At 69.8% G+C, this 26,598-nt stretch carries 27 protein-coding genes, 4 pseudogenes, 1 CRISPR repeat array and 1 riboswitch (1 of these 33 only partly in view); of the genes and pseudogenes, 14 read left to right on the top strand and 17 right to left on the bottom strand.

The genetic code is table 11. The features are described 5' to 3' along the window. A CRISPR array of direct repeats spans positions 1-570; the repeat unit is 29 nt; unit sequence CTGCTCCCCGCGCCCGCGGGGATGGTCCC (it extends 251 nt beyond the left edge of the window). 762 nt (positions 571-1,332) lie between these two features. Both HUT16_RS01420 and HUT16_RS01415 read right to left on the bottom strand, forming a co-directional pair. Next, complete coding sequence (locus HUT16_RS01420) at positions 1,333-2,205, bottom strand: IS3 family transposase (protein ID WP_176184646.1); 873 nt, start codon at positions 2,203-2,205, stop codon at positions 1,333-1,335. Beyond that, positions 2,141-2,515 (bottom strand): transposase, encoded by a 375-nt coding sequence (locus HUT16_RS01415; RefSeq protein ID WP_176184644.1) that lies wholly within the window; start codon positions 2,513-2,515, stop codon positions 2,141-2,143. The genes HUT16_RS01420 and HUT16_RS01415 overlap by 65 nt, the downstream gene beginning before the upstream one ends. Before the next feature lie 57 nt (positions 2,516-2,572). On the opposite strand from HUT16_RS01415, the gene HUT16_RS01410 reads away from it, so the two are divergent. Then, on the top strand, positions 2,573-2,962 hold the full coding sequence (locus HUT16_RS01410) for a hypothetical protein (RefSeq protein ID WP_254897582.1): 390 nt from the start codon (positions 2,573-2,575) through the stop codon (positions 2,960-2,962). Positions 2,963-3,026: 64 nt separating this feature from the next. Here the strand turns inward: HUT16_RS01410 and HUT16_RS01405 are convergent, their stop codons facing one another. Both HUT16_RS01405 and HUT16_RS01400 read right to left on the bottom strand, forming a co-directional pair. Next, positions 3,027-3,902, bottom strand: coding sequence for an IS5 family transposase (locus tag HUT16_RS01405; RefSeq protein WP_176184642.1), 876 nt, complete (start codon positions 3,900-3,902; stop codon positions 3,027-3,029). A gap of 45 nt (positions 3,903-3,947) precedes the next feature. Continuing rightward, complete coding sequence (locus HUT16_RS01400; protein WP_176184640.1) at positions 3,948-4,580, bottom strand: PadR family transcriptional regulator; 633 nt, start codon at positions 4,578-4,580, stop codon at positions 3,948-3,950. Positions 4,581-4,625: 45 nt separating this feature from the next. Here HUT16_RS01400 and HUT16_RS01395 point away from each other — a divergent pair, with 45 nt between their 5' ends. Beyond that, positions 4,626-5,381, top strand: a complete 756-nt coding sequence (locus HUT16_RS01395) for an ABC transporter ATP-binding protein (protein ID WP_368662660.1) — start codon at positions 4,626-4,628, stop codon at positions 5,379-5,381. Further along, a complete protein-coding gene (locus HUT16_RS01390) occupies positions 5,378-8,212 on the top strand; it encodes an FtsX-like permease family protein (RefSeq protein WP_254897581.1) in 2,835 nt (944 codons plus the stop codon). The genes HUT16_RS01395 and HUT16_RS01390 overlap by 4 nt, the downstream gene beginning before the upstream one ends. Positions 8,213-8,442: 230 nt before the next feature. Here the strand turns inward: HUT16_RS01390 and HUT16_RS01385 are convergent, their stop codons facing one another. Further along, positions 8,443-8,616, bottom strand: coding sequence for a hypothetical protein (locus HUT16_RS01385; protein WP_176184148.1), 174 nt, complete (start codon positions 8,614-8,616; stop codon positions 8,443-8,445). Between the two features lie 503 nt (positions 8,617-9,119). Between HUT16_RS01385 and HUT16_RS01380 the strand changes: the two genes are divergently transcribed. The 5 genes from HUT16_RS01380 to HUT16_RS01360 all read left to right on the top strand — a co-directional run bounded on the left by HUT16_RS01380 (position 9,120) and on the right by HUT16_RS01360 (position 12,337). Further along, a complete protein-coding gene (locus HUT16_RS01380; protein ID WP_176184639.1) occupies positions 9,120-9,689 on the top strand; it encodes a Uma2 family endonuclease in 570 nt (189 codons plus the stop codon). A gap of 591 nt (positions 9,690-10,280) precedes the next feature. After that, positions 10,281-10,502 (top strand): hypothetical protein, encoded by a 222-nt coding sequence (locus HUT16_RS01375; protein ID WP_176184637.1) that lies wholly within the window; start codon positions 10,281-10,283, stop codon positions 10,500-10,502. Between the two features lie 256 nt (positions 10,503-10,758). Continuing rightward, the gene (locus tag HUT16_RS01370) at positions 10,759-10,950 is read left to right on the top strand and encodes a hypothetical protein (RefSeq protein WP_176184635.1); all 192 of its coding nucleotides are present in this window, start codon (positions 10,759-10,761) and stop codon (positions 10,948-10,950) included. Continuing rightward, positions 10,947-11,306 (top strand): DUF6221 family protein, encoded by a 360-nt coding sequence (locus HUT16_RS01365; RefSeq protein ID WP_176184633.1) that lies wholly within the window; start codon positions 10,947-10,949, stop codon positions 11,304-11,306. Before HUT16_RS01370 ends, HUT16_RS01365 begins: the two co-directional genes overlap by 4 nt. 431 nt (positions 11,307-11,737) lie before the next feature. After that, positions 11,738-12,337 (top strand): hypothetical protein, encoded by a 600-nt coding sequence (locus HUT16_RS01360; protein ID WP_176184631.1) that lies wholly within the window; start codon positions 11,738-11,740, stop codon positions 12,335-12,337. Positions 12,338-12,486: 149 nt separating this feature from the next. Here the strand turns inward: HUT16_RS01360 and HUT16_RS01355 are convergent, their stop codons facing one another. The 4 genes from HUT16_RS01355 to HUT16_RS01340 all read right to left on the bottom strand — a co-directional run bounded on the left by HUT16_RS01355 (position 12,487) and on the right by HUT16_RS01340 (position 15,707). Next, positions 12,487-12,867 carry a hypothetical protein gene (locus HUT16_RS01355; RefSeq protein WP_176184629.1) on the bottom strand — a complete coding sequence of 127 codons (381 nt, stop codon included), beginning with the start codon at positions 12,865-12,867 and terminating at the stop codon, positions 12,487-12,489. A 50-nt stretch (positions 12,868-12,917) separates the two neighbouring features. Next, a complete protein-coding gene (locus HUT16_RS01350) occupies positions 12,918-13,547 on the bottom strand; it encodes a hypothetical protein (RefSeq protein WP_176184627.1) in 630 nt (209 codons plus the stop codon). A gap of 1,218 nt (positions 13,548-14,765) precedes the next feature. Further along, on the bottom strand, positions 14,766-15,122 hold the full coding sequence (locus tag HUT16_RS01345) for a hypothetical protein (protein ID WP_176184625.1): 357 nt from the start codon (positions 15,120-15,122) through the stop codon (positions 14,766-14,768). Positions 15,123-15,179: 57 nt separating this feature from the next. Next, complete coding sequence (locus tag HUT16_RS01340; protein ID WP_176184623.1) at positions 15,180-15,707, bottom strand: hypothetical protein; 528 nt, start codon at positions 15,705-15,707, stop codon at positions 15,180-15,182. 102 nt (positions 15,708-15,809) lie between these two features. Here HUT16_RS01340 and HUT16_RS01335 point away from each other — a divergent pair, with 102 nt between their 5' ends. Together HUT16_RS01335 and HUT16_RS39080 are read left to right on the top strand one after the other, a co-directional pair. Further along, positions 15,810-16,538: an IS630 family transposase gene (locus HUT16_RS01335; protein ID WP_254897580.1), complete on the top strand. Its 729-nt coding sequence runs from the start codon at positions 15,810-15,812 to the stop codon at positions 16,536-16,538. Then, a pseudogene (locus HUT16_RS39080) lies at positions 16,472-16,864 on the top strand (transposase). Before HUT16_RS01335 ends, HUT16_RS39080 begins: the two are co-directional and overlap by 67 nt. A gap of 170 nt (positions 16,865-17,034) precedes the next feature. Here HUT16_RS39080 and HUT16_RS01330 read toward each other — a convergent pair. The 4 genes from HUT16_RS01330 to HUT16_RS01315 form a co-directional block, all read right to left on the bottom strand. Continuing rightward, positions 17,035-17,424 carry a DUF4265 domain-containing protein gene (locus tag HUT16_RS01330; protein WP_176184621.1) on the bottom strand — a complete coding sequence of 130 codons (390 nt, stop codon included), beginning with the start codon at positions 17,422-17,424 and terminating at the stop codon, positions 17,035-17,037. A gap of 274 nt (positions 17,425-17,698) precedes the next feature. Next, positions 17,699-18,139 (bottom strand): hypothetical protein, encoded by a 441-nt coding sequence (locus tag HUT16_RS01325; protein ID WP_176184619.1) that lies wholly within the window; start codon positions 18,137-18,139, stop codon positions 17,699-17,701. A 632-nt stretch (positions 18,140-18,771) separates the two neighbouring features. Then, entirely contained in the window at positions 18,772-19,152 is a 381-nt protein-coding gene (locus HUT16_RS39590) for a DUF4259 domain-containing protein (RefSeq protein WP_176184617.1), read from the bottom strand. Between the two features lie 64 nt (positions 19,153-19,216). Then, positions 19,217-19,714, bottom strand: a complete 498-nt coding sequence (locus tag HUT16_RS01315; protein WP_176184615.1) for a transposase — start codon at positions 19,712-19,714, stop codon at positions 19,217-19,219. A 606-nt stretch (positions 19,715-20,320) separates the two neighbouring features. Between HUT16_RS01315 and HUT16_RS01310 the strand changes: the two genes are divergently transcribed. The 4 genes and pseudogenes from HUT16_RS01310 to HUT16_RS01300 all read left to right on the top strand — a co-directional run. After that, positions 20,321-20,932: a DUF6461 domain-containing protein gene (locus HUT16_RS01310; protein ID WP_176184613.1), complete on the top strand. Its 612-nt coding sequence runs from the start codon at positions 20,321-20,323 to the stop codon at positions 20,930-20,932. 413 nt (positions 20,933-21,345) lie between these two features. Continuing rightward, a pseudogene (locus HUT16_RS37685) lies at positions 21,346-21,895 on the top strand (DUF6192 family protein); the annotation flags it as partial. Between the two features lie 4 nt (positions 21,896-21,899). Further along, positions 21,900-22,329: pseudogene (locus tag HUT16_RS37675) on the top strand (RacP protein). 79 nt (positions 22,330-22,408) lie between these two features. Next, positions 22,409-22,924, top strand: a pseudogene (locus HUT16_RS01300) (transposase); the annotation flags it as partial. 206 nt (positions 22,925-23,130) lie between these two features. Here the strand turns inward: HUT16_RS01300 and HUT16_RS01295 are convergent. The 4 genes from HUT16_RS01295 to HUT16_RS01285 form a co-directional block, all read right to left on the bottom strand. Beyond that, positions 23,131-23,604: a hypothetical protein gene (locus HUT16_RS01295; RefSeq protein ID WP_176184609.1), complete on the bottom strand. Its 474-nt coding sequence runs from the start codon at positions 23,602-23,604 to the stop codon at positions 23,131-23,133. A 962-nt stretch (positions 23,605-24,566) separates the two neighbouring features. Beyond that, positions 24,567-25,034: a hypothetical protein gene (locus HUT16_RS01290; protein ID WP_176184607.1), complete on the bottom strand. Its 468-nt coding sequence runs from the start codon at positions 25,032-25,034 to the stop codon at positions 24,567-24,569. 63 nt (positions 25,035-25,097) lie between these two features. Next, a complete protein-coding gene (locus HUT16_RS37310) occupies positions 25,098-25,322 on the bottom strand; it encodes a hypothetical protein (RefSeq protein ID WP_217712010.1) in 225 nt (74 codons plus the stop codon). Between the two features lie 14 nt (positions 25,323-25,336). Continuing rightward, positions 25,337-26,140 carry a hypothetical protein gene (locus HUT16_RS01285; RefSeq protein WP_217712009.1) on the bottom strand — a complete coding sequence of 268 codons (804 nt, stop codon included), beginning with the start codon at positions 26,138-26,140 and terminating at the stop codon, positions 25,337-25,339. Between the two features lie 98 nt (positions 26,141-26,238). Beyond that, a riboswitch (cobalamin riboswitch) is annotated at positions 26,239-26,360 on the bottom strand. Between the last annotated feature and the right edge of the window lie 238 nt (positions 26,361-26,598).

Here is a 26,598-nt window from a genome sequence, read left to right as displayed (position 1 = left end):
CCGCGCCCGCGGGGATGGTCCCGTCGTTCGCTTGCCCTCGATGGCGCGAAACGACTGCTCCCCGCGCCCGCGGGGATGGTCCCACCCTCACCGGCACCCAGTTCCTCACCTACTGCTGCTCCCCGCGCCCGCGGGGATGGTCCCCGTCCTCCCACGACTTCGGGGTGACCTGGAGCCTGCTCCCCGCGCCCGCGGGGATGGTCCCGCCTGTACCGAACCACCCGGGGGAGGGGTTGACTGCTCCCCGCGCCCGCGGGGATGGTCCCTTGCGCTAGCGTTCCTCTCGGGTTCCCGCGACCTGCTCCCCGCGCCCGCGGGGATGGTCCCAGTTCACCTGACTCTCCCTGCCGGTTGCCGGGCTGCTCCCCGCGCCCGCGGGGATGGTCCCATCACCTGCGGGATCAGCAGCGTGCTGTCGGCCTGCTCCCCGCGCCCGCGGGGATGGCCCCGGCTGCCGACCAGCACCTTGAGTTTGATCCTCTGCTCCCCGCGCCCGCGAGGATGGTCCCGACCGGCCCGTCGACCAGCACCTGCCCGCCCGCTGCTCCCCGCGCTCGCGGGGACGGTCCCCCGGTCGTGACGCCTGCGACGACAACGATCATCGCTGCTCCCCTTCGTCGGACGCTGGCCAGGGGACGACCAGTGACGGCACGGCCCCTGCCTGAGGACGCCGCCAGGGTCGTCCTCGGGCATGTCCCACCAGCCTCCCAGCCTTTGTTGCTTGTCGTTGGCGCGCATGCCTTCGGGTGATTGGGGCACGCGAGTCGCATGAATCTCAAGGTGATCACGAGCCTCAAGCCCAGGGCGGCGAGTTCTCTGAAGCGCGTCGAGCAGGCCGTCGCTGAGCACGCCGGTACCCGCCGTCAGCTGGATGCGGCCCTTGCCGAGGCCGTGGCCGCCGGGGTGGGCGAAGAGCAGCTGCGCGAGCTGGGCCAGTGCGAGCCCGGCCCCATGGACGTCACGCCTCCAGTGAGGCGGACCTGCCCCTCGTCCGGGCGATCTGACGAGCCCTGTGAGGGTGGACGGGCCTAGGCCGTGTATCGAAAGTGGCTGGTGGCGAGCCGTAGGTCATGCTCGTCGAGAACCAAGTCGCTGTTTGTATCGCGAATCTGCGATGGTGTCCGTCATGGATTCCGAGCCGTGTACTGATCTCTCTCGTCACTATGACCCAGGGGGTGGGTTGGCTCGGTTCGCGGGTCGGATGCTTGTGGTCTGTCCGCGATGTGGGGGCCGCGCCTTCGTGATCCCTCGGCCAGGCCTTGCTGATCCCAGATACTTCAGCGAGCTCCTGTTGAGCTTGCTCTGCTTTGACGGACACCCTCGTTGTGGTGGTCAGGCCACCGGGACGTTCTCGTAGTCGGCGGGACTGCGGTAGCCGAGGCTGCTGTGCAGCCTGCGTATGTTGTACCGGCCTTCGATCCACTCGAAGATCGCGGAGCGGGCGGCCGTCCGGCCCGGCCACAGTCGGTCACTGATCAGTTCCCGCTTCAGGGTGGCGAAGAAGGACTCAGCGAGCGCGTTGTCCCAGCACTGCCCGGTGCGGCCGGCCGGCAGACGGACTCCGAAGTCCATTGCCAGCGCGGCGAATTCACGACTGGTGTACTGACAGCCGCGATCGGTGTGGAAGATGGCCCGGCCCGATGGACGGCGGGTTCGGCAGGCTGCCCGTAGGGCGTCGGCGACCAGTTCGGTGCGCAGGTGGTCGGCGGTGGCCCAGCCGACGACGCGACGGGAGGCGATGTCGATGACGGTGGCCAGGTAGAGCCAGCCCTCCTCGGTCGCGATGTACGTGATGTCGCCGCACCAGCGCGAGTCGAGACCGGTCGGGTCGGGCCGGAAGTCGCGCAGGACCAGGTCCGGTCGCATGACGGCGTTCGGGTCCGGGGTGGTGGTGCGGTGGCGCCGACGGCGGTGCCGACCATGGAGGCCGGCCTGGCGCATCAGGCGGGCGACCCGGCGCCGTTCGCACCGGTCACCGGCCTGTTGGAGCTGGGCGTGGACGCGCGGGGCTCCGCAGCCTCCCCGGGAGTCCGCGTGGATCCCGGTGATCTTCTCGGTCAGCTCGGTGTCGCGGACCGCGCGGGGACCTGGTCCGCCGTTGCGGCGGGCGTAGAAGGCGGCTCGGGAGACCTGGAGCAGTTCACACGCTCGTTTGACGTTGTGGCCTGCCTGCTTCTCCGCCTCGATGAACGGGTGGACCGTCACCGGGTCTCCTGCGCGAAGAAAGCCGTGGCCGCTTGAGGATCTCGACGTCCCCGCGCAGCCTGCGGTTCTCCCGCCGCAGTCGGGCCAGTTCCTCACGCTCGTCGCCGGTCAGGCCCTCGCGTTCGCCGGCGTTGACCTCGGCCCGGCGCACCCAGTCGCGCACCGCGGTCCCGGTCAGGCCGAAGTCCTCCGCGACCTGCCCCACCGACCGGTCACCGCGCCGACACGGGTCGACGATCTCCGCCTTGAACTCCGGCGTGAACGAGCGCCTGGGCCTCGGCTTCTTCCCCATGCTCTCCATGATGGACATCATCCCTCCGGGGCCGAGGCCCCTGATCAGGAGTGTCCGTCAAAGCGGATCAAGCCCGTGTTCCAGCCGCGTCGTCTGGCTTGTGGAGGATGCGGTGCCGTCGCCGACTGGAAACCCGAGGTGCAGGGGGCTGGGCTGGTTGGCGCGGTGCTGGGTGGTAGTGAGGATCCGTTCTTCCGGCTGCCGCTGTGGCTTCAGACCCGTTGCGTGGGTCAGATCCTGTGGGCCTACAACGAGGATCACGTCGATGAGCTGTCCGCCTATGCCGGTGCGTACTTGCGAGAGCGCGGCGTAGCGCGGCCGACGATGGCGATGTTCGCTCGGCTGCCGGCGTGGATGAAAAGGTCGGACAATCGGTCGGAGGTGCTGGCCGGCCTGGAGACGCTGCGCGCTGGCGAAACGGACGGCACCTGCCGACCGCTCCGATGCCGCGCACGGGCGCGGTGACCGCCCACGAGCGCGCAGAAGTATGTACTTCCGGGGCGGCCCCTATGAGTTTTGAAGAGCCTGGTCACAGCCATTCGTTGATGGCGGCGATGAGGATCGTCGCCTCGTAGCGAACCGCGAGCTTGTCATATCGCGTTGCGACGGCCCGGTGCCTTTTGAGGCGGTTGATCCCGTACTCGACCGCATGACGCTCACGGTAGTCAGCCTTGTCGAACTTCGGCGGTCGATCGCCGCGGGAGCCGAGCTTTTGACGGTTGCGCGCCTGATCGGCTTTGTCGGGGATGGTGCAGCGGATCCCGCGGCGGCGCAGGTAGGCGCGGTTCTTGCGGGAGGCGTAGGCCCGGTCCGCCCGCACACGATCGGGGCGGACCCCTGGCCGACCCGGTCCGACACGGGGCACGCGGACCCTCTCCAGAACAGCTTCGAACTGCGGCGAGTCCCCGCACTGCCCAGCGGTCACCACGATCGACATGGGCTTCTTACCCTGCTCCACTGTCAGGTGGAGTTTGGTGGTGAACCCGCCGCGCGACCTCCCCAGCCCGTGGTCACCGGGCTCGATGAAGACACCGCCCGGCGGTTCCTTCTGCAGGTCGCCGTGCTTGCGGGCTCCAGCCGCATGCTGATGCGCGCGGCAGACCGTGGAGTCGACGCTCAGATCCCATGTGATCGCCCCCTTCGCGTCGGCCAGGGACTGGAGCCGGGTGATGATCCGCTGCCAGGTCCCGTTTCGTTGCCACCGACGGAAGAGGTCGTAGACCTGGCTCCACGGTCCGTACTCGGCGGGGATGTCCCGCCACGGAACGCCGGTCCGGACACGGAACCGTATGCCGTCGATCAACTGCCGCCGAGCCCAGAGCGGCGGTCGCCCCGCCCTGGCGCCCTTCGGCAACAACTGCTCCAGCACCGCCCACTGCTCGTCTGTGAGATCTCCGCGACCCATGAACCATGATCATCCACAGTCCAAGATCCACTTTCGGTACACGGCCTAGAAGGCGGACTCGGTCCGGGCCTCTCTCGTCCCGCCGTGGCCCCCGTCCTCGTCGGCGTCACCCCGCACCGGTGAAGGTGCGCCCTCCGATGCCCGCGCGCTCCGTGCCGTGGCGAGCGGGCCTAGATGCTGTGCGGCGCTGTCCAGCAGGCCGAGGTCGGCCTTGGTGTGCGCGATGGCGGCGTCGATCAAGACGGCGACCAGTGGCTCGTTGGCGTGGGAGCGGCGCTGCCGCGCCAGGCCCGCGAGTTCGGACAGGTACGTCTGCCGCTGCGACTCGATCAATTCGGCCAGGGCCTGCGGGCCCAGGGTCGACGCGCCGAGGAGCTTCAGGAACAGTTCGTCGCGGAAGCCGCCGACGCGCACCCAGGCGCTGGTCGCCCACGAGCGCAGCTCGGCCTCGCCCGCCTCGGTGAGCGTGTAGAGGTTCTTGTCGGGCCGGTCGGTCTGCGTGACCTGCGAGCGTGAGACATAGCCGTCGCGGACCAGCCGTTCGAGGATCTGGTAGAGGTGACCGATGTTCAGGCCACCCCACTGCGGGCCGATGGCCTCCTCGAAACGGGCCTTGAGTTCGTACCCGTGACTCGGTCGCCGGGTCAGTAGCGAGAGCACGGCGTGATGGAGCGGCATGTACGTCCCTTCTGCATTGTGACAATATATCGTTGCATTGGCACAATGCAGGGCGGCGACGTGCGCGCCGCGAGGGACGAGGGCGAGGCGGCATCCATGGCTGTGAGGGTGGCTTTACGCGGGGTGAGTCGTCGGTATCCCGGGCTGACCGCTCTGGACGGGGTGGACTTGGAGGTCGCGGCCGGCGAGGTGGTGATGTTGACCGGGCCGTCCGGCGCCGGTAAATCCACCGTCCTGCATGTCATAGGTGGCATGGACCAGCCCGACGAGGGACACGTCGAGATCGACGGTGCGGAACTCGCGCGCCGGGACCTGGACCGTCACCGGCGGCGCATCGGCTTCGTCTTCCAGCGCTTCCACCTGCTGCCCGCGCTGACCGCACTGGACAACGTACTCGCCCCCGTCCTGCCGCGCAGAGTGGACTTCGACCGGCGTGCACGCGGTATGGAACTGCTCGAAGCCGTCGGCCTCGACCAGCGGGCCGACGCCCTGCCTTCGCAGTTGTCGGGCGGTCAGCAGCAACGGGTCGCCGTCGCACGCGCGTTGATCAACCGACCGGGTCTGCTTCTGGCGGACGAGCCCACGGGCAACCTGGACAGCGTCATCGGACGGGAGGTCATCGACCTGCTGATGTCGCTGCGCGAGCGGTACGGGATGACGATGCTGATCGCCACGCACGACGCGGAGGTCGCCGCCAACGGCGACCGGGTGGTGCGCCTGCAGGACGGCAAAATCGTCTCGGACCAGCGGATCACGCCGTCCTGCGACGTGCTGCAGCGGCTGGGGGGCCTGCGCCCGTGATCACGGTGATCCTCGATCAGCTCCGGCGGCGGCGCGGGCGCGCGCTGGCCCTGGCCGCCGGAATCCTGGTGGCGGCGACCAGCTTCACCCTGCTGACCGCGACGGTGAGCACGAGCCAGGCCGCGACCGTGGGCACCGTACGGGACAACGCGCGGTCCGCCTACGACATCCTGGTCCGCCCGCCCGACTCGCAGACGGATGTGGAGCGGCGGAGCGCACTGGTCGCGCCCAACTTCCTGTCCGGCACGTTCGGCGGCATCACCACGGAGCAGTACAACCGCGTCCGCGGCATGGCCGGCGTCGACGTGGCCGCGCCGGTCGCCAACATCGGCTACCTCATGGTGGCGAGCACCGTCACCGTGGACGTGTCCCGCTTCCTGGACGGCCACGCGTCCCGGCAGATCCTGCGCATCAGCCCCACCCTCACCTCCGGACTGGGCAGTTACCGCACCTCGGACGAGTACGTCTACCTCACCCGCTCCCCCCTGACGTCGGGATCGGAGTCGGACGGCCTCTTCGAGTCCGACACCCTGGAAGCGGGCGACGCGGACAAGAACACCGAGGGCTACCGGATCAACGGCAAGTACGACGTCTGCTTCTACTTCAACCAGGACAAGACCGGAGGGCAGCAGTTCGGCCTGAACCTGCCATTGAAGCCGAACATCATCGCCGAGGACCTCAGTGACAGGTCACCGTTCGATCCGGACCTGAGTTCACGGATGAACTGCCAGTCCGGCCGGGACAAGGCCACCATCGACATCCCGGTCAGTTATCCCGTTCTGCTCTCCGCCATCGACCCGGTGGCGGAGGACCGGCTGGTCGGCCTGGGCAGCACCATCGCCTCGGGCCGGATGCTCAGCGAGCAGGACAAGCCACGGGAGGTGTCGGGCGCCGAGAGCATCCACGGACAGCGCGACATCTACATCCCGGCGCTGCTCAGCGACAACCCGCTGACCACCGGCACACTCGACGCCACCGTGGAGCGGCTCGACGTCGGCGACCCTGCCGAACTGCCCTCCAAGCTGGGCAACCCGGCGGCGCACAGTTTCGTCCAGAGCCTGCGCGGCACCCCGGTGGGCACGACCCGGGTCGACCTGAGCCAGGGCTACCGCAGGGCACTGAACGTGGATTCGTTCGACACCGGTGTCTACTGGACGGTCGGTCCGGTCACATACCGCCCGACCCCCAACGGCGATCTGGCCGCGCAGCCGCAACCGCCGCAGAAACCCGGCCTGTGGATCACCAACTCGAACAAGCAGCCGTTCGGCAACGTTCCAGAGGAGAACCACCAGGGCGTCCAGTACCGGGAGGTGACCAGCCACACCTCCACGGACTGCATCGGACTGGGTACTTGCGACGGTGTGGACTCCGGCCGCCTTCCCAATCCCTTCGTCCGGCTGGTCGGCCGCTACGACACCGGTCAACTTCCCGGCTTCTCGCCCCTGTCCGAGACTCCGCTGGAGACCTACCAGCCGCCCCAGGTCACCGGCGCGGACAGCGCGACCCGGGCGAAGCTCTACGACAAGCCGCTGCTACCCGACCGTAACCTAGGCGGCTACATCAGTCCGCCGCCCACCATGCTGACGACGATGGACTCCATCACCGCACTCACCGAGAGCCGTCGGGTCCCCAGCCTCCAGGACAAGGCGCCGCTCAGCGCGATCAGGATCCGGGTGGCCGGAGTGACCGGCGTGGACACCGCCTCCCGGGCGCGGGTGAACGCGGTGGCCGGGAAGATCCGTGCCACCTACCCCCTGCTCCAGGTCGACGTCACCGTCGGCAGCTCACCCGCCCTGCGGACGGTGGTGCTGGCCGACTCCGCACAGGTGACCGAGCGTTGGGTCGCCAAGGGCGTGGCCCTGCGCATCCTCAGGGCTGTGGACACCAAGAGCGCGGTGCTCTTCGTACTGGTCCTCGTCGTGTGCGCACTCTTCCTCGGCCAGGCAGCGCTGGCCTCGGTGCGCTCGCGCCGCACCGAGATCGGCACGCTGCGCTGCCTCGGTTGGAGCGGCGGCGAGGTGCTCCGCCTGGTCCTCGGTGAACTGGTGGTGATCGGGCTGGCCGCCGGGGCCGCGGGCGCGGTGCTTGCATACGTGCTGGGCGGGGCGCTGGGACAGCCCGACGCCGGCGCCAAGTCGCTCCTCGTACTCCCGGTGGCGCTTCTGCTTGCCACGGCGGCGGGCCTGATCCCCGCCTGGCTTGCCACCCGGCTGGGACCGATGGAAGCCGTCCGGCCCCCGGTGACGGCGGCCCGCCGCGCGCGTCCGGTGCGTTCGGTGGCCGGACTGGCCGCGCTCAACCTGCTGCGGGTGCGGGGCCGCACGCTGCTGGGTGCGGCGGGGCTGGCGCTGGGAGTAGCCGCCTTCACGGTGCTGCTCGCCCTGACGCTGGCCTTTCGGGGCGAGGTCGCCGGGTCGTTGCTCGGCAGCGCCGTGGTGGCTCAGGCACGCGGGGCGGACTACCTCAGCGTCGCCCTGTCCCTGGTGCTGGGAGCCGCCGGCGCCGTCGACGTCCTCGTCATCTCGCAGCGCGAACGCGCGGCCGATCTCGCGGTGCTGCGAGCGACCGGCTGGACCAATCGGGAACTGGCGAAGCTGACCCTCTACGAGGGAATCGGCCTGGCCCTGCTGGGCGGCCTGTCGGGCGCGGTGGCCGGTCTGGCCGGGGTGCTGGCCCTCGGGCGGGGCGTGCTGCATGGACACCTGTTCACGGTCACCGGCGCTGCGCTGCTGGCCACGCTCGCGGCGACTGCCCTGGTGGTGGCAGCCCTGGCGGTACCGATCCGGGGGCTGTCCCGGATCAGCGCCGCCGACCTGGCCGCAGCGGACTGAGCCGGCGGAGGTCATGGGCGCTCCTCGATGCCGGGAGACCCCAGCCGTGAATACGGCTGGGGTCTCCCGGCATCGAGGATCTCCGCGGCCGTGGTCCCCCTTCCGCCGAGTTCGCCTTCGGCGTGCTCGGCGACCTGCTCGGCCGCAAGCTGCTGATCGCTGCCGACTCGACGGCGGCGGCGCTGGCCCGGACCGTCCAGATCCTCTGAATGGGCACCACGCTGGACGGTCTAGTGACCTGAGCCGGGGATTCGCTGGTGGTAGGCGGCGACCTTGTCGAGGATTTCGTCGGCGGTCTTGGTCCAGATGAACGGGTGTGGGTTGTCGTTCCAGTCGGTGAGCCAGGTATCGACGCACGCCCGGTCGCAGCTCTTCTTCGGCCGCGCGGAAGTATCACCGGCCATGATCCGCATCGTAGGCGCGGCTGGTGACGGCCCCCGGCCGGACCCGCCCCCGCCGCCGCGGCGGGGACCGGGACCGCGCCGCCCTCCCGGCCCGGAGCCCTTGGGAGCGTGCGGGCGTGCGGAGCCGACGCGGGTTCCCGGCGGGCCGTGGCCCGGGTCGCCGGGCGGGGGTTGGAAGGGCATGAACCCTCTCCACGACTCCCTGCGCTTTCCGCCGCCCTGCCTCGACTCCTACCCGGCTGACCTCCGCTCGCGCAGGGAGGACTTCGTGACCTGTGGTGTTGTGACGGTTTTCCAGTTTCTTTGCTGTGTGTGGCTGTTGGGGTGTCAAGGAGCGGTGTGTGGGTGCATCGTGCCATGGAGGTACGACGGGAGAAGGAGTTCATCGTGGCCGGGCCGGCGAGGCCGAACAGACTCCTGCGGGTGCGAGCAGGTTGAGGGGTGTGTTGGTGGGTTGTGGGGCATGGGGTGGTGGCCTGGGTTTGGGGTGGGAGGATGGCGGTATGGCCGAGTTTCGTGTTCCTGAACGCCACGCGCAGTTGTTGGAGTTCGCGCAGAGCCTGACGCCTCCCGCTGGGTGGAAGGTCGAGGTATCGGGTGATGAGATCATCATGATGGCCGGGCCGTCGGTGATCCATCAGCGGAACCTGCTCATCGTGCGGGAGCAATTCGACGCTCACCGGCCGGTGGGGCTGATGCCCAGCGAGAACACGGATCTGGTTTCGCCGAACGTCGGCAAGCTCCGCAACCCGGACCTGACGTACATCCCGGTGTCAGTAGTGGAGCTCGGCGGGAACGAGGTGCCGGCGGAACTCGCCGAGATCGCCGTTGAGATCGTCTCCGTGTCGAACCCCGAGAACGACCTGGTCGGCAAAGTCCGCGACTACCCCCTGATGGGCATCCCCCTCTACTTGATGGTCGATCCGCGCGAGGGCACGGTCGTCCTGTTCTCCGAGCCGTCAAACGGGTCGTACCGTCAGCAGTGGACCGGAAGGTTCGGTGACACCGTCCCGATCCCGCCTCCCTTCGACTTCGACCTCACCACAACGAACCTGATCCGCTACACCACCTGAACCTGCAGAGGCCGTCCCTGCGGGCGCGGGGAGCAGGCCGTCACCTCCCGCGTCGGGTGATTCGTGCTGGGGCCATCCCTGCGTGGGCAGGGAGCAGATCGCGCAGTTTTTCTTCGGGATCGCGAAGTGGGGACCATCCCCGCGCGCGGGGAGGACTGCAGGCCCTGCCCTGCCGTTCTATGTCGCCGCGACTGACTCCCACTCCCGCGGGGACGGTGGGGTCTCCTCCAAGACCATTCACCGGACCGTCGGCTGACCCCCGCTCGAGCGGGGAGGAGTTCATCGGGTCGTACGAGAGCCAGTGCTCCGCCGGGTTCGCGAGCCATTGCTGGTCCGTCCGTGGCAACGATGTACTCGCCCGCAGGCCGGATCTCCGGTGACTTCGGGAGCCACTGATGGAGTGCTCCTGCGGGTGGCGCGGGCGCGACGGGCGGCAGAGGCGTAAAGGCTCCTTGACGCTTCGGTCACGTATAGGCACTCTCGACAGACACGGCCCTCGTGCTCATCATCGGCCACCGAGTCCGCCCCCACCATCACGCCGGACGACGTGGCTGCCGTGGCCCGCATCATCACCGAACATGGGCAGGGACAATGGGGTCGTACGCCACCACGCTGATTCCCCTCAGCGTCCTGCTCGGGAGCGTGGGCTGGGTCTACCAGGACGCGTCGGCCCGTGCCAGGCGCGGATCTCCCGTCTACTTCTCGGCGGGAGCGATCGAGCTGAGCAAACCCGCCACCTGGGCGCTCGGCTGCTTGTGCCTGTGGGTCGTCCTCCTGCCGCTCTACCTCACCTGCCGGCGGCAGGCCGGCTGAAAGCCGGTACGACGGCCGAACGGCCCATGGCCGCGGATGTGCTGAACGCGGCGCGCCAGGCGCATGGCTCCCAATCTCACCGGAGCCCAGGTGGCTCCCGAACCGGGCGAAGACGTGGCTCTCGCCAACCTCGGAGAAATCAGTGCCAGTCTGCCTGCTCGGCTGACCCCCGCTCGCGCGGAGAGGACTCAGCCTGCTCCTCGCCGCGTTCGCGCTTACCGCGCTGTAGGCCGGGCCGCTGCGAGAGGATGACCCCGTGAACGAGCCGTCCGAGTTCAGCAAGGAAGTCGCAAGGCTGACCGATGCAGTGCACAACCTGGCTGCCACGCAGGCCACCCCGGTTGACGCGATGCGCGAAGTGCAGGGCGTCATGCTGTTCGGCATGCACGACGACCTGGTACAGCTCGACGGTGAACTCGACAACATGTATCCGGAGGCGTTCGAGTGACCGCCGCCCTGCTGGCGTTCCTGCGCGAACGCCTGGACGAGGACGAGCGCGACCCGGGCGGATGGAGCCCGGCACGGGTCCTGGCCGAGGTGCTGGCGAAGCGGGAGTTGCTGAACGCCTCCAACGCGAACTGCCCGCTAGCCTGCCGCGCCGAGCACACCTTCAGCGGCTCGTGCAGCCTCCGCTGGATGGGCCCCCTCCACGAGGACGAGCACACCGGCGAGCGCTGGCTCGTCGACGACACCGGAGCCCGCCACACACCGCCCCCCGCCATCACGGAATGGGTACTGCGACTCCTCGCACTGCCCTACGCCCACCACCCCGACTACCGGCGCGAGTGGGCACCTGGGGCGTGACGGCCACAGCTCAACAACACCGCCCACACACCATCCACGCGCCCGCCAGGGTATGCGACATAACCAAGCAGACCGTCGTCACGAAGCGCGGCGCCAACCACGGCGGCTGACCCCCGCGTGCGGGAAGATCCGCTCAGTACGCCGACGAGCCCTCTCCGCGACGGCGGATCCCCGCTCGTGCGGGGACGACGCTCCGCCCCGCGGTGCTGGCCGTAAGCCGGCCGGCTGACCCCCGCTCGCGCGGGGAGGACCGCTGCGTGGCGGCGAACGGCGTGGCGCGCTGCTTCATGGCGCGACGGGCACAACGGCTGGTCGTAGAGCTTGGGTTGGGGTGACACGGTGCCGGGGCGCGGGTTCTCCCGAGGGTCGTCCGGGTGACCCGCAGCGGCTTCGCCCACCACGCCTGCGCCCGGTCCGCGACGATCAGGGCCATGCCCATGAAGACGCCCCTGACCGCGGCCGAGTACGAAGACTTCGGCGCGGTTCTCACCGGGGTCCGCAACGAGTTCCTCGAGCGCCGCGTCCGGCTGGAGAACGCCTACGCCCGTACCGGGCCGGACGCCGCCGCGGCCCGGCTGCTGAAGAAGGCCATCGACGCGCTCGATGAAGCCCGGTGCGAGCTGGACCGGCAACCTACTACCCGGGCACTGACGGGGCCGTGGTCGTGCGCCGCGAGAAGTTCCAGGGCCTCATCATGGCCGACACGGCCCCTGAGAGTCGACCACCCGGCCCGGCTACGGCCCGTACGCGGTCAGGCCCGGCGTCACCACGTTCGGGTAGCCGATCGTCTTCGCCGCGCCGTTCAGCGCGCACCGATCACCCTTTTTCCCCGGGGCTGGAAAGTCACCGCCCCGGATGCAGGCTGGTACCGCAGCACCCCGCTGTCGACCGTGAACGGCCACGGCGACACCTCGCCGCGCGACACCGACCGCTCCACCCCCCGCGCCGTCGGCAGCTCGGCCGACGGCCCGTCGTCGCTGTTCGCACTCACGATCCACATCACGATCGCCGCGCTGAACGCGACCACGTAGCCCCGACCCGTCCTCGGCTTCCCTGCCGCCATGCGGCCCCTCCCTTGAGACCGGACAGCGTAGAGCTGCACCGCCCTTGCCAGCCACCGGCCCAGGCAGCGCCATATCCCCGGCCCTGCCGTCGACACGGGCGTAAGGGCGAGGCGAACTCACACCTGCACAACACTGCTCCGGCCCGCCAAGGACGTGGCGCCCATCAGCCGCGCGATGTCACGCGGGTCGCTGGTGACGATCGCGACCCGGCCTTGCCGCTTGGCCGCCACCGCCACGACCAACGAGTCGATGGTGCAGTCCTTCCTCGGCCGGGCCTTGTCCAGCACCTGCGCAGCTTCTTTGGCCAGCCCGGCGTCAACCGAGATGACCGCCTCCGCCCCCAGCGTCTTCAGGTACCGGTGAACGTTTGTGCACCGCACTGAACCGCCCTGCAACGCCTCCGTCAATGTCACCGACGCGAGTACCACTTCGAAGTTCTCCGCCAGCGCTTTCTTTAGCGCCTGCGTCACCTTCACGTTCTTGGCCGGATTGGCCATGCAGTTCAGCCCCTGGCAGTCCAGCACCGCGAACCCAGCCGGCTGAGGGATCACTCTTCCACGGGCCACTGCTTCTCCACCTCCGCGTTGGCCTGGGCGACGACATCCGGAGGCACCGGCCCAGCATCCTGCTCGAGCTGCTCGATCAGCTCGGCCAGCCGCTCCCGCTGCACATGCTGGTTGACCACGGCCGCCACGTACTCGACGGCGAGCTCCGGGCCCACCCACTCGAGCAGGTTCTCGGCAACCGCTGGCGGCAGCACCACGCTCAGCCCCACCACCCCGACCGCACCCGCGGTCTCCGCCGCTTCCGGGAACAGAGGCTCGGTGGCCAGAGCCGACGGCTCGACCTTCCGGCCCTCCGCCTTCACCGTTTCCACGTACGGCCCCGTGCCCATGGACGTTGCCGTCCCCTCGATGTGGACACCAGCGAGGGCAGCACCGCTGGGGACAGCCACGTCGCGCATCAGCGCCTCGGCCCGGGTGTCGAACTCGGCGGGCCCCTCCGCGGGTGGCCCTTCAACGGCCATCACGCCGAATTGCTTGGACTCAGCCGCGAGCACCCCCGCCACCGTGCCCGCGGCCAGCTGCATCAGCTCCGGCCGCCGCTCGGGTGGCACCTGGTCGAACAATCCCGCAAACCAGGCCGAAATATCCGAAATGCCAGTATCTCCTGCCATGGCCCGAGCGTACCCAGACCTCACCGCACCCGCGCCCCGGCAGCAGCCTGGCCACCGCCGGGGCGCCGCTTCACGCCCCGGCCCGGCGCAGCCTCATCGCCTCCCGCTGCCGCCGGCACTCCTCGTTCGGGGCGTCCCCGTCGCCGACCCCACGTGCCCAGGACGGCGCCGGGATCCGCTCCCCGTCGTCACCGCGCTGCTCGGGCAGCACCGCCGCCCCGGCGGCCAGCGTAGGGAAACGGCCGTGGGCTCCGCCCCGGCCTCCCAGGCGGGCACCCTGATACGTCGCTGCGCCTGGGCGTCCTGCCGCAGCGACGCACACACCCGGCACCCGTGGCCGGAGTCGACCTCAACGTGCTCGTCGCACCGCGGGTCGTTGCACAGCTGGTCCCGCTTCAGCGCCGCCACCAGCGGCCCGACCGGCCCCGCCAGACCTCGGGCGAACAGCAAGGCCGCCCAGTACCGGTCCCACCTCGGCAGCACCCGGAACTCCACCAGCTGCTCCGAGGTACGCTCCCACGGCTCACCGACCGCCAGCGCCTTGAGGACCGCGTCCTGCAGCTTCCTTGGCGGCCGGAGCACCTCCGAGGCAACCCGCAGCCCGTCCGGGAGCAGGCCCAACGCCTGGCGCACCAGCGCCCGCTGAGCAGCGGTCAGCGGGGGCCGCGTCTTGCCGGGGGACTGAGAGTCGCCCCGCGAGCTTCCTCGCCGAAGGCACCGGACGCGGCGGAGCCGCCAGCCTTGCGCGCGCTACTATCTGATAGGTGCCATGCGGGCGGCCAGAGCGCGGCTGACCCTCGCTCGCGCGGGGACGACGGCCACCACCCCTGCTACGGCCTCCAGCGGACCGGCAGACCCCCGCTCGCGCGGGGAGCAGTTGCTCACATGCTTGGCGGACCTCCTGTGCTGGGCCGACAGTGGCGTTACGGCGGCGCTCCGGCCTTGACGGCACGGTAGCCTTGAAACCTGGCCTTTGGGGCGGTGATCTGCTGCGGCGCAGGTCGCTCCGGCCTGGATCGGATGGACCTGGCCGCGGTCGCCGCACATCGTCCTGGGCGCGGCCCGGCATAGGGGCACTGCACCGCCAGCGCGTCAATCCCGCCGCGCCGCTCACCAATCGGCCAGCGCGGGGCGCAGAGCGTCCAGCACCGCGGCGGGACTCCAGCGGGCGGCGGCGCCGGGCCGGGCGGCGAGGTAGTCGGCGTAGCGTTCCGGGCTTCAGCCGTGGGCCTCGGCCAGGTTGGTGGCGAAGTTGGCGAGGTAGGCCGCGCTGGGTGCGTTGAGCTCGGCGTCGGTGAGTGTCCAGGGCACGGTGAAGGTGAGCACCGGGATGTTGTCGATCGCGTCGGGGCACACCAGGGTCTCGTAGCGGCCGGGGCCGAGGGCACAGGTGAGGTCGAGGTCGGTGCCGGTTTCGCGGTGCATCTCCCGGGCGGCGATGTCGGCGAACTGCCCGATGGTGACGAGGTAGGCCGGGGAGGGCATCTCGCCGTCGACCACCGGGTCGTAGAAGCCCATCTCGCCGGTCCACACCGTCAATTCCAGGGCGAAGTAGAGCGTGCCGGGCAGTAGCACCGGCAGCTCTCCGTAGTTACCGCTGTTCCCCGGCCCCTCTGCGTTCCTGACCGAATCTCACTCGCAGTAGCCGATCCATCCGTCGGGCTGGATGCCTGTCCTCATTCCGCTGCCCAGTTCCACGGGCGCCATCAAGGCGGACGCCGCGCCGATGAGGCGCCTCATGTAGGAGTCGGCGGAATTCGCGCCATGGACGCCTTTCAGCTGCCCATAGGCATAGCCCTCGGTCTCCGGTTCCGCGTACGCCGCCCGCTGGTCACGGATCCCTCGTTCCTGCGCGGACTCCCAAACCCCCGCCACGCTCACCGGATCGAAGAACGAGCCGTCGGTAGCGATCGCCCAGCCGCCCCTGAAAGAGGCGAACTCACGATTGTGTTCGTTCCAAGGAAACGCGACCACGCACTGCAACCCCGTCCGCGTATAGCGGGACAACAACGCCTTTCCATGCCAGGTGTGCCAGTAGAACTGGAAGAGAGGCACGCGGCGGCGGGTGGCGAGGTCGAGGAACTCGCGGACCGCGCCGCGCACTCGCTGCGCGTTACGGGCCGCCTCCTCCCGCGCTTTGTCCCGCTCTGACGCTTCCACGCGAGCACGATCCGCCTGCAGTCGCGCATGTTTCGCCGCGGCACGTTCAAGATCCGACATATTAACCCGAAACGGTAAGGTTCGGCGCTCGTTGATCCGGGCGTGACGGATCTGGTGGGGGACGCTCGGTGGCTGTCGCCGAAGCCTCAGGAAGCTCTGCGGATGCGGGCGGTTGCGGCGCTTCGGGCGGGCCGTGAGCGGCACGAGGTGGCCGAACTCTTGGGCGTGACCGTGGAGTCGGTGGACAGTTGGTGGGCCGCCTGGCAGGTCGGCGGCCGGGAGGCTCTGGTGTCCAGGGCCCGCGGCCGGCGGGTGGGCGAGCACCAGCTGCTCGATCCCGACTGTCGGCAGTGCGTCCGGCAGGCCCTGATCGACCACCATTCCGAAGGCCTGGGCCTGGGCGGGCAGTTGTGGACCTGCCCGATCGTCTGCGACCTCATCGCCCTGCTCTACCGGGTGCGGCTGACCGAGCGGGGCGTGGGCAAGTACCTCAAGCGCTGGGGCCTGTCGTTCCAGCGCCCGGACAAGCGCGCGATCGAGCAGGACCCGCAGGCGGTCCGCGCCTGGCGCGAGGAGACCTGGCCCACGATCCGCGCGAAGGCCCAGGAGGAAGGTGTCGAAGCACTGTTCGCTGACCAGACCGGTGTCCGCTCCGATCAGGTGTCGGGCCGGACCTGGGCCCCGCGCGGCGAGACGCCGGCCATGCGGCGCACGGGCAATGCTTCTCGGTCAACGCGATGTCGGCGATCAGTCCGTGAGGCCGGATGTGGTTCACGGTCTACCGGGGATCGTTCACGGCCGAGGTGTTCTGCGACTTCCTCGACCGCCTGAGCAGGCAGTTCGACCGCCTGGTCCGCCTCGTCGTCGACCGGCACTCCGTCCACCGCAGCAAGAAGCTCAGGGCCTGGCTCGCCGGCCACCCCTGACGCATCACCCTGCACCTGCTGCCTGCCTACGCGCCCGAGACCAACCCGGACGAACTGGTCAACGCCGACCTGAAGCGGACCCTACTGCCGGCCTCCCGGGCCCGCAACGCCGACCAGCTCGCCGACGAGGTTCGACGCTTCTTCCGCCGCCGACAGAAGCAGCCGCACATCGTCCGCGGCTACTTCCAAGGCCCGCACGTCCGCTACATCACCGAGGTGCCGGAAATTTAGCGTTTCGGGTCAATACCAGGGCCCCAAGCGCCACCGAATACCCGCCGCCTGGGCTCCCCGAAAATTGGGATTAACCATCCCGACTACGGGTGAAACGCCCAGTGAGCGGGTTTGGCCAACGCCAGAGCGAAAGGGAGGAAGAAGGCTGTGGCTGTCCGGCCGCTGACCGCTCAGTCAGCGGAGGCTGAGTGATCTCCGTTGCCGAACCACCACTCAACCCCATCGATGCCCGCGGCCCACGTATCCATCACCCGCTCGATCGCGGGCAGCCCGATCCTCCGGCTGACAGTGACGACGATGAAGCGCAGGTCTGCCGGTGCCTCAGCCATGCCCGAGAGAAGTACGGTTGATTCTCTGAGCGCCGCAAATGACTCGGGGCTGAAATGCCCAAGACCAGCTGTCTGGATGCACCAGTTATCACCCTGTTCAACAACCTCGAACTGACCATCATCGGCAACCCGCAGCATGTCGCCGGCCGCACAACCAAGCACCATGCCCGGGCTTCCCGCCAGCTCGAACACGTCCGACCGCACCGACCGAGCCGGCAGCACTTCGAACACGGGACGCCCGGACCCGGCGTGACCCGCCAGAAGTCGTATGTGAGTACGGGCGCCGGCTGGGAGCTGAGGTTCGGACGTCATGCGGGTGATCGTCCCACAAGCCTCCGCCAGTGCCCCCGGCCATCCATGATCCGAAAGGTGGGAGGTGGGGAACCCGAGAGAGCAGGTCTGTCCCAAGTACTGAGCGCAGGGTGGGGAGATGCAGGGTTCTGGCTGGAGTTCCACGAAAGGCAGACGCATCCTCAAGTAGGCGTGATCCTGCACCCGGGCAGGATCAGCACGCCCACCGGTCGTATCCGGGCGGGACTTCACCGCGAAGAAGGCTGATGAAGGCACGACCACAGGCCAGCAACGGGTTGGTGGGCAGGTCCACGTCGAACGCCTCGTGATTGCCGCCCGTGCCGAAGGAGTTCGCGAGATCCTTCGGGATGGCCGGAGCCCATGCGAGCAGTCGTTGGACGGCACGCTCCGAGAGACGAAGCGCGAGCGCGACGCGATCGGGGTCCGTTCCAAGGCGCTCGTCCAAGCACGACGAGACGCATCCCATGAAGCCGGCCGTGGCCTGCGCCTCCCAGTCGTCACGGGCGTGGGCCAGCCATGCCGGAGCGTCAGCGACCGCCTTGGCCTCCTGTGCCAAGAGGTACAGCCACACTTCGGCCTGGTAGTCATGGACCCAGAACCCAGAGCCGCGGTAGTCCATGTTCGAGCTGCCCACGCCGCGAGTAGATCACATGGGCCCAGGGGTCTTCACAGAATTCCGGCCAGCGCCAGATTCAGAGAGCACCATCACGGAGAGAAGGCCGCGACCGTCTTGTCCCTCTGGAGCAGACCCCCGTGCCCGGAACCAGTCGCTGAAGCCGAGGTCGGTGGTGTGCCGGTCCGCCCAGCTGCGGCGGAGCGCGGAGACAGTCCAGGTCCCTCCCCGAGGGGGGCGAGGAAGAGCCGGTCGCCTTCGATCGTGTTCCCCCAGACCAGAGCACCGCCTCGGGGAGCAACACCACGTGGGGAACCGTGGGGGCCGCCTCGATCAGATGCCCTTCGTCCTGCCGGACAGGAGCCTCGAGCTGGGGCAAGAGATCGCCAGCGGTCTTCATCCGGTTTCTTGCCCCGCAGGACGGTCCCGCGCCGGAAGTCGGCGCCGCTCACTGCCGCCGATCGGCCGGAGAGTAGCTCCGCGGTCCGACCGACCCTGCAACCGGTGACGACTGTCGTCCTCTGCGCACTTGCCGCTTCGACCGCCGGGTGGGGCCAACTCACCCCGTTACCCCGGGCCAAAAAACGGTTCTGGCTCAACTTCCGTGGCGCAAATGACGATGAGTGACCGTCATCGGTTGAACGCGTCAAGGATCATCTGCACTTCACGGCGCCATTCGCTGGCATCGCTGCTGTCCGTCCAACCTTGTGCAAGTTCGGAGCCACCGCCGAGGATCCGCTGAAGTGCAATGCGTGCCGGTGAGCGCAACGAGGACGGGCCGGAGGCAACGGCTCCTCCGGCCCGTCCTCCAGGTCGATGAGGATCCCGCTGCCAGGAAGTTGGGCGGCAATCAGTGCGGCAGCGGCCACGGCTTCTTGTCCGTCTCCACCATCGACATGGTCGCCGGCACTGACGACCCGCCTGAGCGCGCCTCCCAGTACTGCGGCGAGCTCTTGCGCTGGGAGCCCGCTGAGTCGATCAACGAAATCACCGGCGAGATCACTGTCGAATGGTCCGGTTCCCCACGTTCCCATCATCGACTCCTGGTAGTGCTGATCTGTGTCGGAGGCAGTATGGCACTGCCTACCGACGGCGATATCACGGAGCCATGAGCACCCTCTTGCGAAGAAGCGCGAAGCTGGCGCGTCCGAACATTTGTCGGTTGAACATCTCGATCGGGTTGACGGTTCCTTTGGCGGGGCCGGAGTTCCAGTGGGTGGCCAGCTCCGCGTGGACGGCGTCGTAGTCGCTGCTCAGGCTGATGGCGAAGGAGGTGACCAGGCCGGAGGTGGTGTCGAGTTCGGGGCAGCGAGCGAGGAGCGTCTTGCGCTGGACCTCCTCGTCGGGGGGTGAGCCCGGCGGGGTGAGGGGGCAGCCAGCCGGCGACCTGCCGTGTCGAGGGCGGTGGGGGGCGGCGGTGTCGGCGGCCTCCGCATAGGCGCCGGCCCGGTCGCGGCGAGCGAGGAGCGCAGTCGTTCGGCGCTCTGTGTGTGACGGCGCGTCAGGCCTTCGATCTGCTCGACGAACGTTCGCCGCAGGCACGACCGGTCCGGACACCGGACAGGAGAGCCAGCGCACCCGGAGCGCGAGCACCACCCGCCGTTCCGCGCTCGGTAGATCGGCCAGGAACCGCGGGTAGGAGCCGCACGACTCGACCGGACCCCGCACCCCGGACAGTCGGCCTCGCCGGCGGCCGACCACGCCTCCACCTGCACCACGGAACCGGCGGCCTCCCCCTGGACGACCGCCATCTCCGACACCGACGGGAACAGCAACTCCCTGAACAGGGAGCACGATTGCGTCACGACCGCCGACTGTCAGCCATCCGGAAGCCGGGCCGACGACTTTCAGTCGATCTACGAGTCCGACGAGAGCCGGTGTTCCTCAACGGACCGTCACCGATCACACAAGCTGAGCCAGAACCTCATATGAGAGCCATGGCTTCGGTGTGAACGGGAGCCGGATCTGGACCGTTCGTGGCGACGGTGTACTCGTTCGTGGCGAGCGTTCTCCGGTGAGTTCGGGAACCGCTTCGGCGAGTTTGGGAGCCACTGATCGAGTCACCTGCCGAACCTGGGCGGAATGCCCGCAGGAGGCTGGGCCAGGGTGCCGATAGCTTGTGGCTGCGGGCCCGGACAGCCTCCCTGACAAGCCTCGGCCGGGGCCCGCCTCGATGTCGGAAACGCCTGGTATGCATGCGCGATGGACATTCAGGACGACCGGTTCGACTGGATCGACGAAGAGGAAGGGTTCTACTCGGTCTTCACACTCGTCGAGGGTGTTGCCGAAGACGAGGTGATCCGGCGGTTCGGAGGCGACCCCGGGAACACGCGCCTTCTGGTGACTGACGAGATCTACGATCTTCAACCGAGCCATCAAGACCACCGTGGTCATGTGGGGGTCGGCACCGTGGGCGGGGTGGTCTTCGCTCTGGAGGTCGTCGGCTCGACCGGAGCGGTGCCCGGTGTTCTGCGTGACCTGTCTCGCGGGGGCAGGTGTTTCGGGTTCCTGCTCGACATCAATGGCGACGACTCCGCGCACTACGCGGTCGACGGCGACCTTGTCGTCCACGAGGAACCCTACGGACCTGTCACGCCGCTGAGGGAAGGCGACGCCCGTTGGAATCCCGTCTGGTGCACCGGCTTGATCGATGTCGAGGACCCCACCGAGTTCTGGGGGCCGAAGCTGTTCCTCCTGGCCGAGCGGGTGATGGGCGTGACCGTCGAACGGTCGTGGTTCAGCCGACCGCTGAGAACCGCGGAGATCCCCTACTCCGGGATCTTCATGAACACCCCCGCATGGGACATCCCGTGAACGCCGAACTCCGCTTCCTCTTCTGATCAGCGCCGGAAGGTCGGCCCCGCGGGCGCGGGGAGCAGGGGGTGGTGCGCATCGTCCACTTCCAGGAGATGGGACCATCCCCGCTCGCGGGGGCAGGTGTTGGCGTACGAGTCAACGTGCACCACCTCGTACAGGTGACTGTGTGCCGAAGTTGATGCGGTGACCGGCTGTTGTCGGTGAGCCTACTGTCGTCGGTTCGGGCGGCGGAGGGGCGGTTGACGTGGTGGTGGACTCGCAACGCTGACGTCGTGTCCGAGGAAGCTGGGCGGGTCGGCGAGCGGAAGTGCGGGGCGTGTCGCGAGCGGTTGAGATCGGGCGTGCGGGCCCATGCGGAGTTCTGCTCATCGAGGCGTCGTTCCAGGCGGTGGCGGGTGCGTCGTCGGCTGCGGAAGAGGGTGGCGGCCGAGCTGACCCGTGACGACCAGGTTGCCGTGGCGGTCGCCCCGGAGTTCCTGCGGCGCCCGGCAGTGGTCGCTCGGGTCGCTGCGGCGGACAAGGTTCGGACGGTGGTCGAGGAGTTGACCCGGGACGACCGGGTCGCCGTTGAGGTGACGACCGGCTTGCTGCGGCGCCCGGACGTCGCGTTCCGTGCGATGTCGGACGGTACCGCCCGCCGCCAGGTCAACCATGCCCGGGTCGAGCGCGGCTGGCAGGCCCGCGAGCACTTCGAGCAGACCAGTTCCGTCGCGCCGGCGATCTGCCGCATCGACCGGTCGGCGGAGTTCCTGGACCTGGTCACGGCCTGCCACGCGTTCGTCGCGGCGGCCGGACGGGTCGTCCCGGGCCTGCGTGACCGGCAGCTGAGTGCGGACGAGCAGGCAGTCATCCACGCGGATCGCCGCCTGCCGGGCCACCCTCGGCTGGATCGAGACCGCGGTCGACACCGGCAAGGCCGACGTCGACGGTCAGCCGGCCCGACTCCTGCAGAGCGAGTAGCGGGATGCCCGGCGCGTCCCGGCACAGGTCGCCCGCCGCCGAGCGGCACACCGAAGCCGTCCGGTTCGTGTTCTTCGAAGCGAGGGCGGCCGGTCTGAGGTTCGACCAACTGGCCGGGTGTAGCGAACTGGGAGCGAGCCAGGTGAGGGCGGGCATGGCCTGCCTGCAGGACATCATCGCCGAACGTTCCTGGCCGCCCCCGATCTGGACCAGGGCGGACGGCTGCAAGTTCTGCTCCGGCCCCACCGAGTCGCAGGGCTACGAGGTCGCGGTGATTCGCGAGAAGCTCACCGAAGATCCGTCGCTTCATCACCGGCGTCGTCGCCCCGCACGCCGCCCTCCAGCCCAAGGGCCGATGGATCCGGCACTTGAACACCCAGCTCAACTCCGTCGAGTCCACGCTCGACGTGATCACCGACTACATCGAGGCCTGACCGTCTGGGTCCGGCCGTCCGGCCGTCCGGGCGGCCCCGGGCCCAGATCCCTGCCCATTCCCGCAGGGAGGAGGTGAACGTGGCGCGCCGTCGTTGCCACCCGTCGGACACCCGGGACGACGAGTGGGCCTTCATCGAACCGCCACTGCCGAAGCCAACCTGTGAGAACCCGGCCGGCGGGCGGCCGGAGAGGCACCCGCGACGGGAGATCGTGGACGCGATCCGGTGTGTCGTGGACACCAAGGGCCTGCCCTTCTTCGTCATGGTCACCCCGGCCGACATCACCGACCGCGACGCCGCCAAGGAAGTCCTCTTCCGGCTCCGGCCGATGCACCCCGAGATCACCATCGTCTGGGCCGACTCCGCCTACGCCGGACAACTCGTGGCCCGGGCAGAGAAGTACCTGAACCTCACGGTCAAGATCGTCAGCCGGCCGAAGGACGCGTGGGGGTTCGTCGTCCTGCCCCGCCGCTGGGTCGTCGAGAGGTCGATCGCCTGGGTGATGCACGCCCGCCGGCACGCCAGGGACTGCGAACGCCTGATCCAGCACTCCGAGTCGCTGATCATCTGGGCCGCGACCACCCTGATGACCAGGTGCATCACCCGATGCCAGTCCCGCAGGTCCAGCCAACCGGCCTCACGCGAAGCCCAGCGGGACTGACCGTTCTCGCGGCCATCTCAGTGACCCTGGCCCGGAGCCGTCCGGCCGGGCTGGCCAGCTGTCTGTCCACTCTTCCACGACCACTGTCCAAGCCGCAGTCACCCGGCCGAGGGACGCCTTCACGTATCCGGGCCACGGCTCTACGGCCACGCGACCACGCCGCCTCGAACCTCCAGAGGCTCCAACCGGTCCGACTCGTAGAACCTGGTCCAGCCCACGCGGACCGTTCCCGTGGACGGGCGGTGCCGGTCATCGGCTTTGGCGGCCAACCAGGTGAGCAGTTCACCAGTGAGGTCGAAGTCGTCGGGATGGATCTCCTGCCGGACGGTCAGAGCCCACGGCCCGTTCCACGAATGCTCAGGCCTGACCAGCGCCGAGACGAGCGCCCCGCCCACGTGGACTGCCGCGTCGTGCCGGCCCAGAAGCGGCCTGGGGTCGTCCTCGACGATGAGCCCGTCGCTGCCGTCCTCGACCACGACCGGGAACCTGGGCACGATGCGGAGGGCCTCGGGCTGCGGGCCCAGCCCAAGGTGCCACCGAAGTTCGGCTTCCTCCTGGTCGGACAGGTCCTCGCGCAGGTTCAGGACGATCGAGAGCTCATAGACGCTAGACATGGCAGCACGCTATCGCCCGGGTATGACGCCGCAGGCCACTGCGCGTGGTCACCGCAATGGGGCGGATCGAAAGGAAAGCAGGTACTCGGCACCCACGGTTAGAGTGCGGCACGGTGGGGCCGATTCCGAGGCCGCCAGCACCGGAGAACGGCAGCCTCCCTGGTCTGCTCGGGGGCGGCCACGGACCAACCAGCGTCCAGGCATCGTCGAGGGCCACGAGTGCAGCCAGTCAGCCCGGCCCCACCTCCGACCGAGCCCCTTCGCAGCCCCACAACACCGGTGCACGCAACTCTGTACTTCATGGAGCACGCGGAGGAGTACGGCGACAGCAAGACGCCTCGCTGCCGCTGGTCATGCTGTTCACGTCCTCCCGAGCGAGCGGGGATGGTCCCGCGCTGCCCCTCGGGTGGGATCAAGCCTAGGCTTGCTCCCCCGCGCCCGCGTGGAGTGCAGGGTGGCCCGGTGCGGTCGGTGAAGGCGAACACCCGGTCAGGGAGGTGTTCCAGGACATGTTCGATGCGGTCGAGGTCGGGTCGTTGGAGTTCTTCCGGGTCCTAGTGCTCTGGAAGGTGGTCCTGCGGCGGGCCGGCAGGGTGCGCAGGGTCTCGCGGTCCAGCCGGGTGGTGGCCGTCTGTGCGGCGAAGCCCTCGTTGTCGGGGCTGAGGTGGTGGGGACGGCCTCCCGCGGGGGCGGCCGTGCCCGTCTGGTCGAAGCGGTGGACGACGTCGCGGATGGGGCCGTCGTCTGCCGGAAGTGCACCGGGCGGCCCGTTCCGTGGCGTGCGATGTGTTGCAGTCTGCGGCTCCCGTCCTCGGACGGCCTCCTGGTTCTGACCGGTTCTGCCGCCGAACCTTCGGACACCGGCTGGATGTTGCGGCCGTCCAGCCGGTGTCCGGCACGCCGATGCCGATCCACCGATCCGGTGGACGTTTCCGGTCACAGCGCCAGTAGCGGCCTCGGGGTCAGGGGGCGGTGATGCCCGGCTGGGAGCCCGCGCCGAAGGCCCAGCCTTCGACCTCGCCCGGGGCCGGGTCGTAGCTGCCCGCGCCCAGGCTGCTGTAGCTCCACGCCCCGCCGTGCGAGGCGTGCCAGTACGACCAGTACGCCGACGCGGGCGCGCCGTTGCACGGGTTCGGCAGCACGTTGATCTGGCAGACGAAGCCCGGGAACCGCGGGTGGAAGGCGTAGGAGAACCCGGCGCCGGTCAGCGCGGCCAGCCCGCTGGACGGGTCGCCGAGCGCGCACCCGGTCTGGATCGTGCCGCCCAGCGCGGTGAAGTCCACCACGACGGTGACACCGGTCGTCCCGCTGCACGCCGCCGCGTGCGCGGGCGGCGCGGCCGCGGTCGACGCGCCCAGCAGCGCGGCGGTCAGGGCCGCGGCGGCGGCCAGCGGGGCGAGCGGACGGCGGAACGCGGTGGTACGGAACATCGGACGCCTCCTCGGCGGACGGAACGGGAACGTGCGTGGGGGAGTGGCCGCAGCGGTCCGGGGTCAGTGCGCGCAGGCCGGGGCCGGTGCGGCGGGGCGGGCGCCGTGCGCGCTCAGGGTCGCCAGCGGTGCGCCCGACAGCCCGAGGACGGCCTGCGCGGTGGCCCGGGGCGCGGTGGCCGGGTCCAGCCCGGTCGCGTCGTAGGCGACCGCGCCCCGGTCGGCGGCCGGTGCGCCGCAGCCCGCCTGGAGCGAGCGGACGAAGGCCCGGGCCTGCAACCCCGCCACCGGACGGCCCCCGGTCAGCAGCGCCTGCGCGGCCAGCCCGGTGGAGTTCGCGTTGCCCGCGCTCCCCCCGGCCGCCGCCAGCGAACCGTCCGCGCCCTGGTGCGCCACCAGCCAGGACAGCCCGGCCCGCGCCGCGGCGCCCGGCCGGTCGCCGCCAGCGCCTGCGCGGCCAGCGCCGTCGCGTCCGGGTCGGAGGTGCAGACCGGCTGCGCGAAGGCGACCGGGAACCCGCCGTCCGCGCACTGCGCCCCCGCCAGGTAGCCGACCGCCGTCGCCGGCGCCCCGCCGGGGGTGCGGGCCAGCGCGAGCAGCGCGTACGACTGGCCCAGGCTGTTGCTGTAGTCGCCCCACTGCGAGACGTCCGAGAACCGCCCGGACGGCTGCTGCAGGGCCCGCAGCCGCGCCACCAGGTCGACCCCGCCGAACGAGGCCGGGTCCGCGCCGCGCACCTGCGCGGCGAACGCCAGCTTGGCGGTGGCCCCGGCGTACGACTCGCCGACCCCGTCACCCGCGTACCCGGCCAGGTTGGCCGGCTGGGCGAGCCAGGCGGTGGCCCGGGCCGCCGCGTCGTCGGAGACCTTGGCCGCGGCGAACGCCAGCACCGCGTCGACGGTCAGCCCCTGGTCGGGGTAGGAGACCCCGCCGAAACTGCTCTCCAGGTGGTCGCCGCCCACCAGTTGACCGGCCAGCCAGCCCGCGGCCGCCGCGTCCGGGCGCACGGTGACGGGTGGCGCCGCCGCAGCGGTGGCCGCGGGCAGCAGGGCGGTGGCGAGGGCCGCCGTGGCGAGCAGGACGGCGGCGCGAGCGCGCAGTGACATCGGGTCAGCCTCTCCGGACCCGCGGGGCCGGACGCCCGAAGCGCCGCGCGCACGAGCGCGGCACCGGAGCCCCGACCCGCAGTCCGCGACGGGTGGAAGGTATCGGAAGACCCGGCGACGGGCATTCGGGCTCGCCCACCACCTGCGCGGATGGGCCTACCGTTGCGGGACAGCGCCGGAATTCGACCGGACTTCCCCCACCGCCTGGCGTACAGCTGAACTGACGGGCCATCATCGCGGCGACGCCGACGAACGGTCAAGGGGCCCGACGAACGGTCAAGGAGCCCGACGGGCGGCCAAGGGGCCCGACGGGCGGTCAAGGGGCCGGAGCGCGCAGTGGGGGCGCTCGCGGCCGGGCCGCCCCCCGGACGTCCGCCGTGCCGGAGGGGACCGCGCGGGAACCCCGGCGGAGCCCGCGTTCCGGGGTCTTCGGGAGGAAGCGGAAGGACGCGTGCTGA

The sequence above is a fragment of the Kitasatospora sp. NA04385 genome, assembly GCF_013364235.1.
Classification (GTDB): Bacteria; Actinomycetota; Actinomycetes; order Streptomycetales; family Streptomycetaceae; genus Kitasatospora.
This window is presented reverse-complemented; position numbering and strand designations above follow the sequence as displayed.

Bases quoted from the DNA above. Each gene is read 5' to 3' on its own strand.
- HUT16_RS39590 (WP_176184617.1), bottom strand. From the start codon at position 19,152: ATGGGAACGTGGGGAACCGGACCATTCGACAGTGATCTCGCCGGTGAT.
- HUT16_RS01360 (WP_176184631.1), top strand. From the start codon at position 11,738: ATGCCCATGAAGACGCCCCTGACCGCGGCCGAGTACGAAGACTTCGGC.
- HUT16_RS01350 (WP_176184627.1), bottom strand. From the start codon at position 13,547: ATGGCAGGAGATACTGGCATTTCGGATATTTCGGCCTGGTTTGCGGGA.
- HUT16_RS01310 (WP_176184613.1), top strand. From the start codon at position 20,321: ATGGACATTCAGGACGACCGGTTCGACTGGATCGACGAAGAGGAAGGG.
- HUT16_RS01395 (WP_368662660.1), top strand. From the start codon at position 4,626: ATGCAGGGCGGCGACGTGCGCGCCGCGAGGGACGAGGGCGAGGCGGCA.
- HUT16_RS01295 (WP_176184609.1), bottom strand. From the start codon at position 23,604: ATGTCTAGCGTCTATGAGCTCTCGATCGTCCTGAACCTGCGCGAGGAC.
- HUT16_RS01355 (WP_176184629.1), bottom strand. From the start codon at position 12,867: ATGGCCAATCCGGCCAAGAACGTGAAGGTGACGCAGGCGCTAAAGAAA.
- HUT16_RS01400 (WP_176184640.1), bottom strand. From the start codon at position 4,580: ATGCCGCTCCATCACGCCGTGCTCTCGCTACTGACCCGGCGACCGAGT.
- HUT16_RS01380 (WP_176184639.1), top strand. From the start codon at position 9,120: ATGGCCGAGTTTCGTGTTCCTGAACGCCACGCGCAGTTGTTGGAGTTC.
- HUT16_RS01375 (WP_176184637.1), top strand. From the start codon at position 10,281: ATGGGGTCGTACGCCACCACGCTGATTCCCCTCAGCGTCCTGCTCGGG.
- HUT16_RS01405 (WP_176184642.1), bottom strand. From the start codon at position 3,902: ATGGGTCGCGGAGATCTCACAGACGAGCAGTGGGCGGTGCTGGAGCAG.
- HUT16_RS01285 (WP_217712009.1), bottom strand. From the start codon at position 26,140: ATGTCACTGCGCGCTCGCGCCGCCGTCCTGCTCGCCACGGCGGCCCTC.
- HUT16_RS01415 (WP_176184644.1), bottom strand. From the start codon at position 2,515: ATGTCCATCATGGAGAGCATGGGGAAGAAGCCGAGGCCCAGGCGCTCG.
- HUT16_RS01290 (WP_176184607.1), bottom strand. From the start codon at position 25,034: ATGTTCCGTACCACCGCGTTCCGCCGTCCGCTCGCCCCGCTGGCCGCC.
- HUT16_RS01385 (WP_176184148.1), bottom strand. From the start codon at position 8,616: ATGGCCGGTGATACTTCCGCGCGGCCGAAGAAGAGCTGCGACCGGGCG.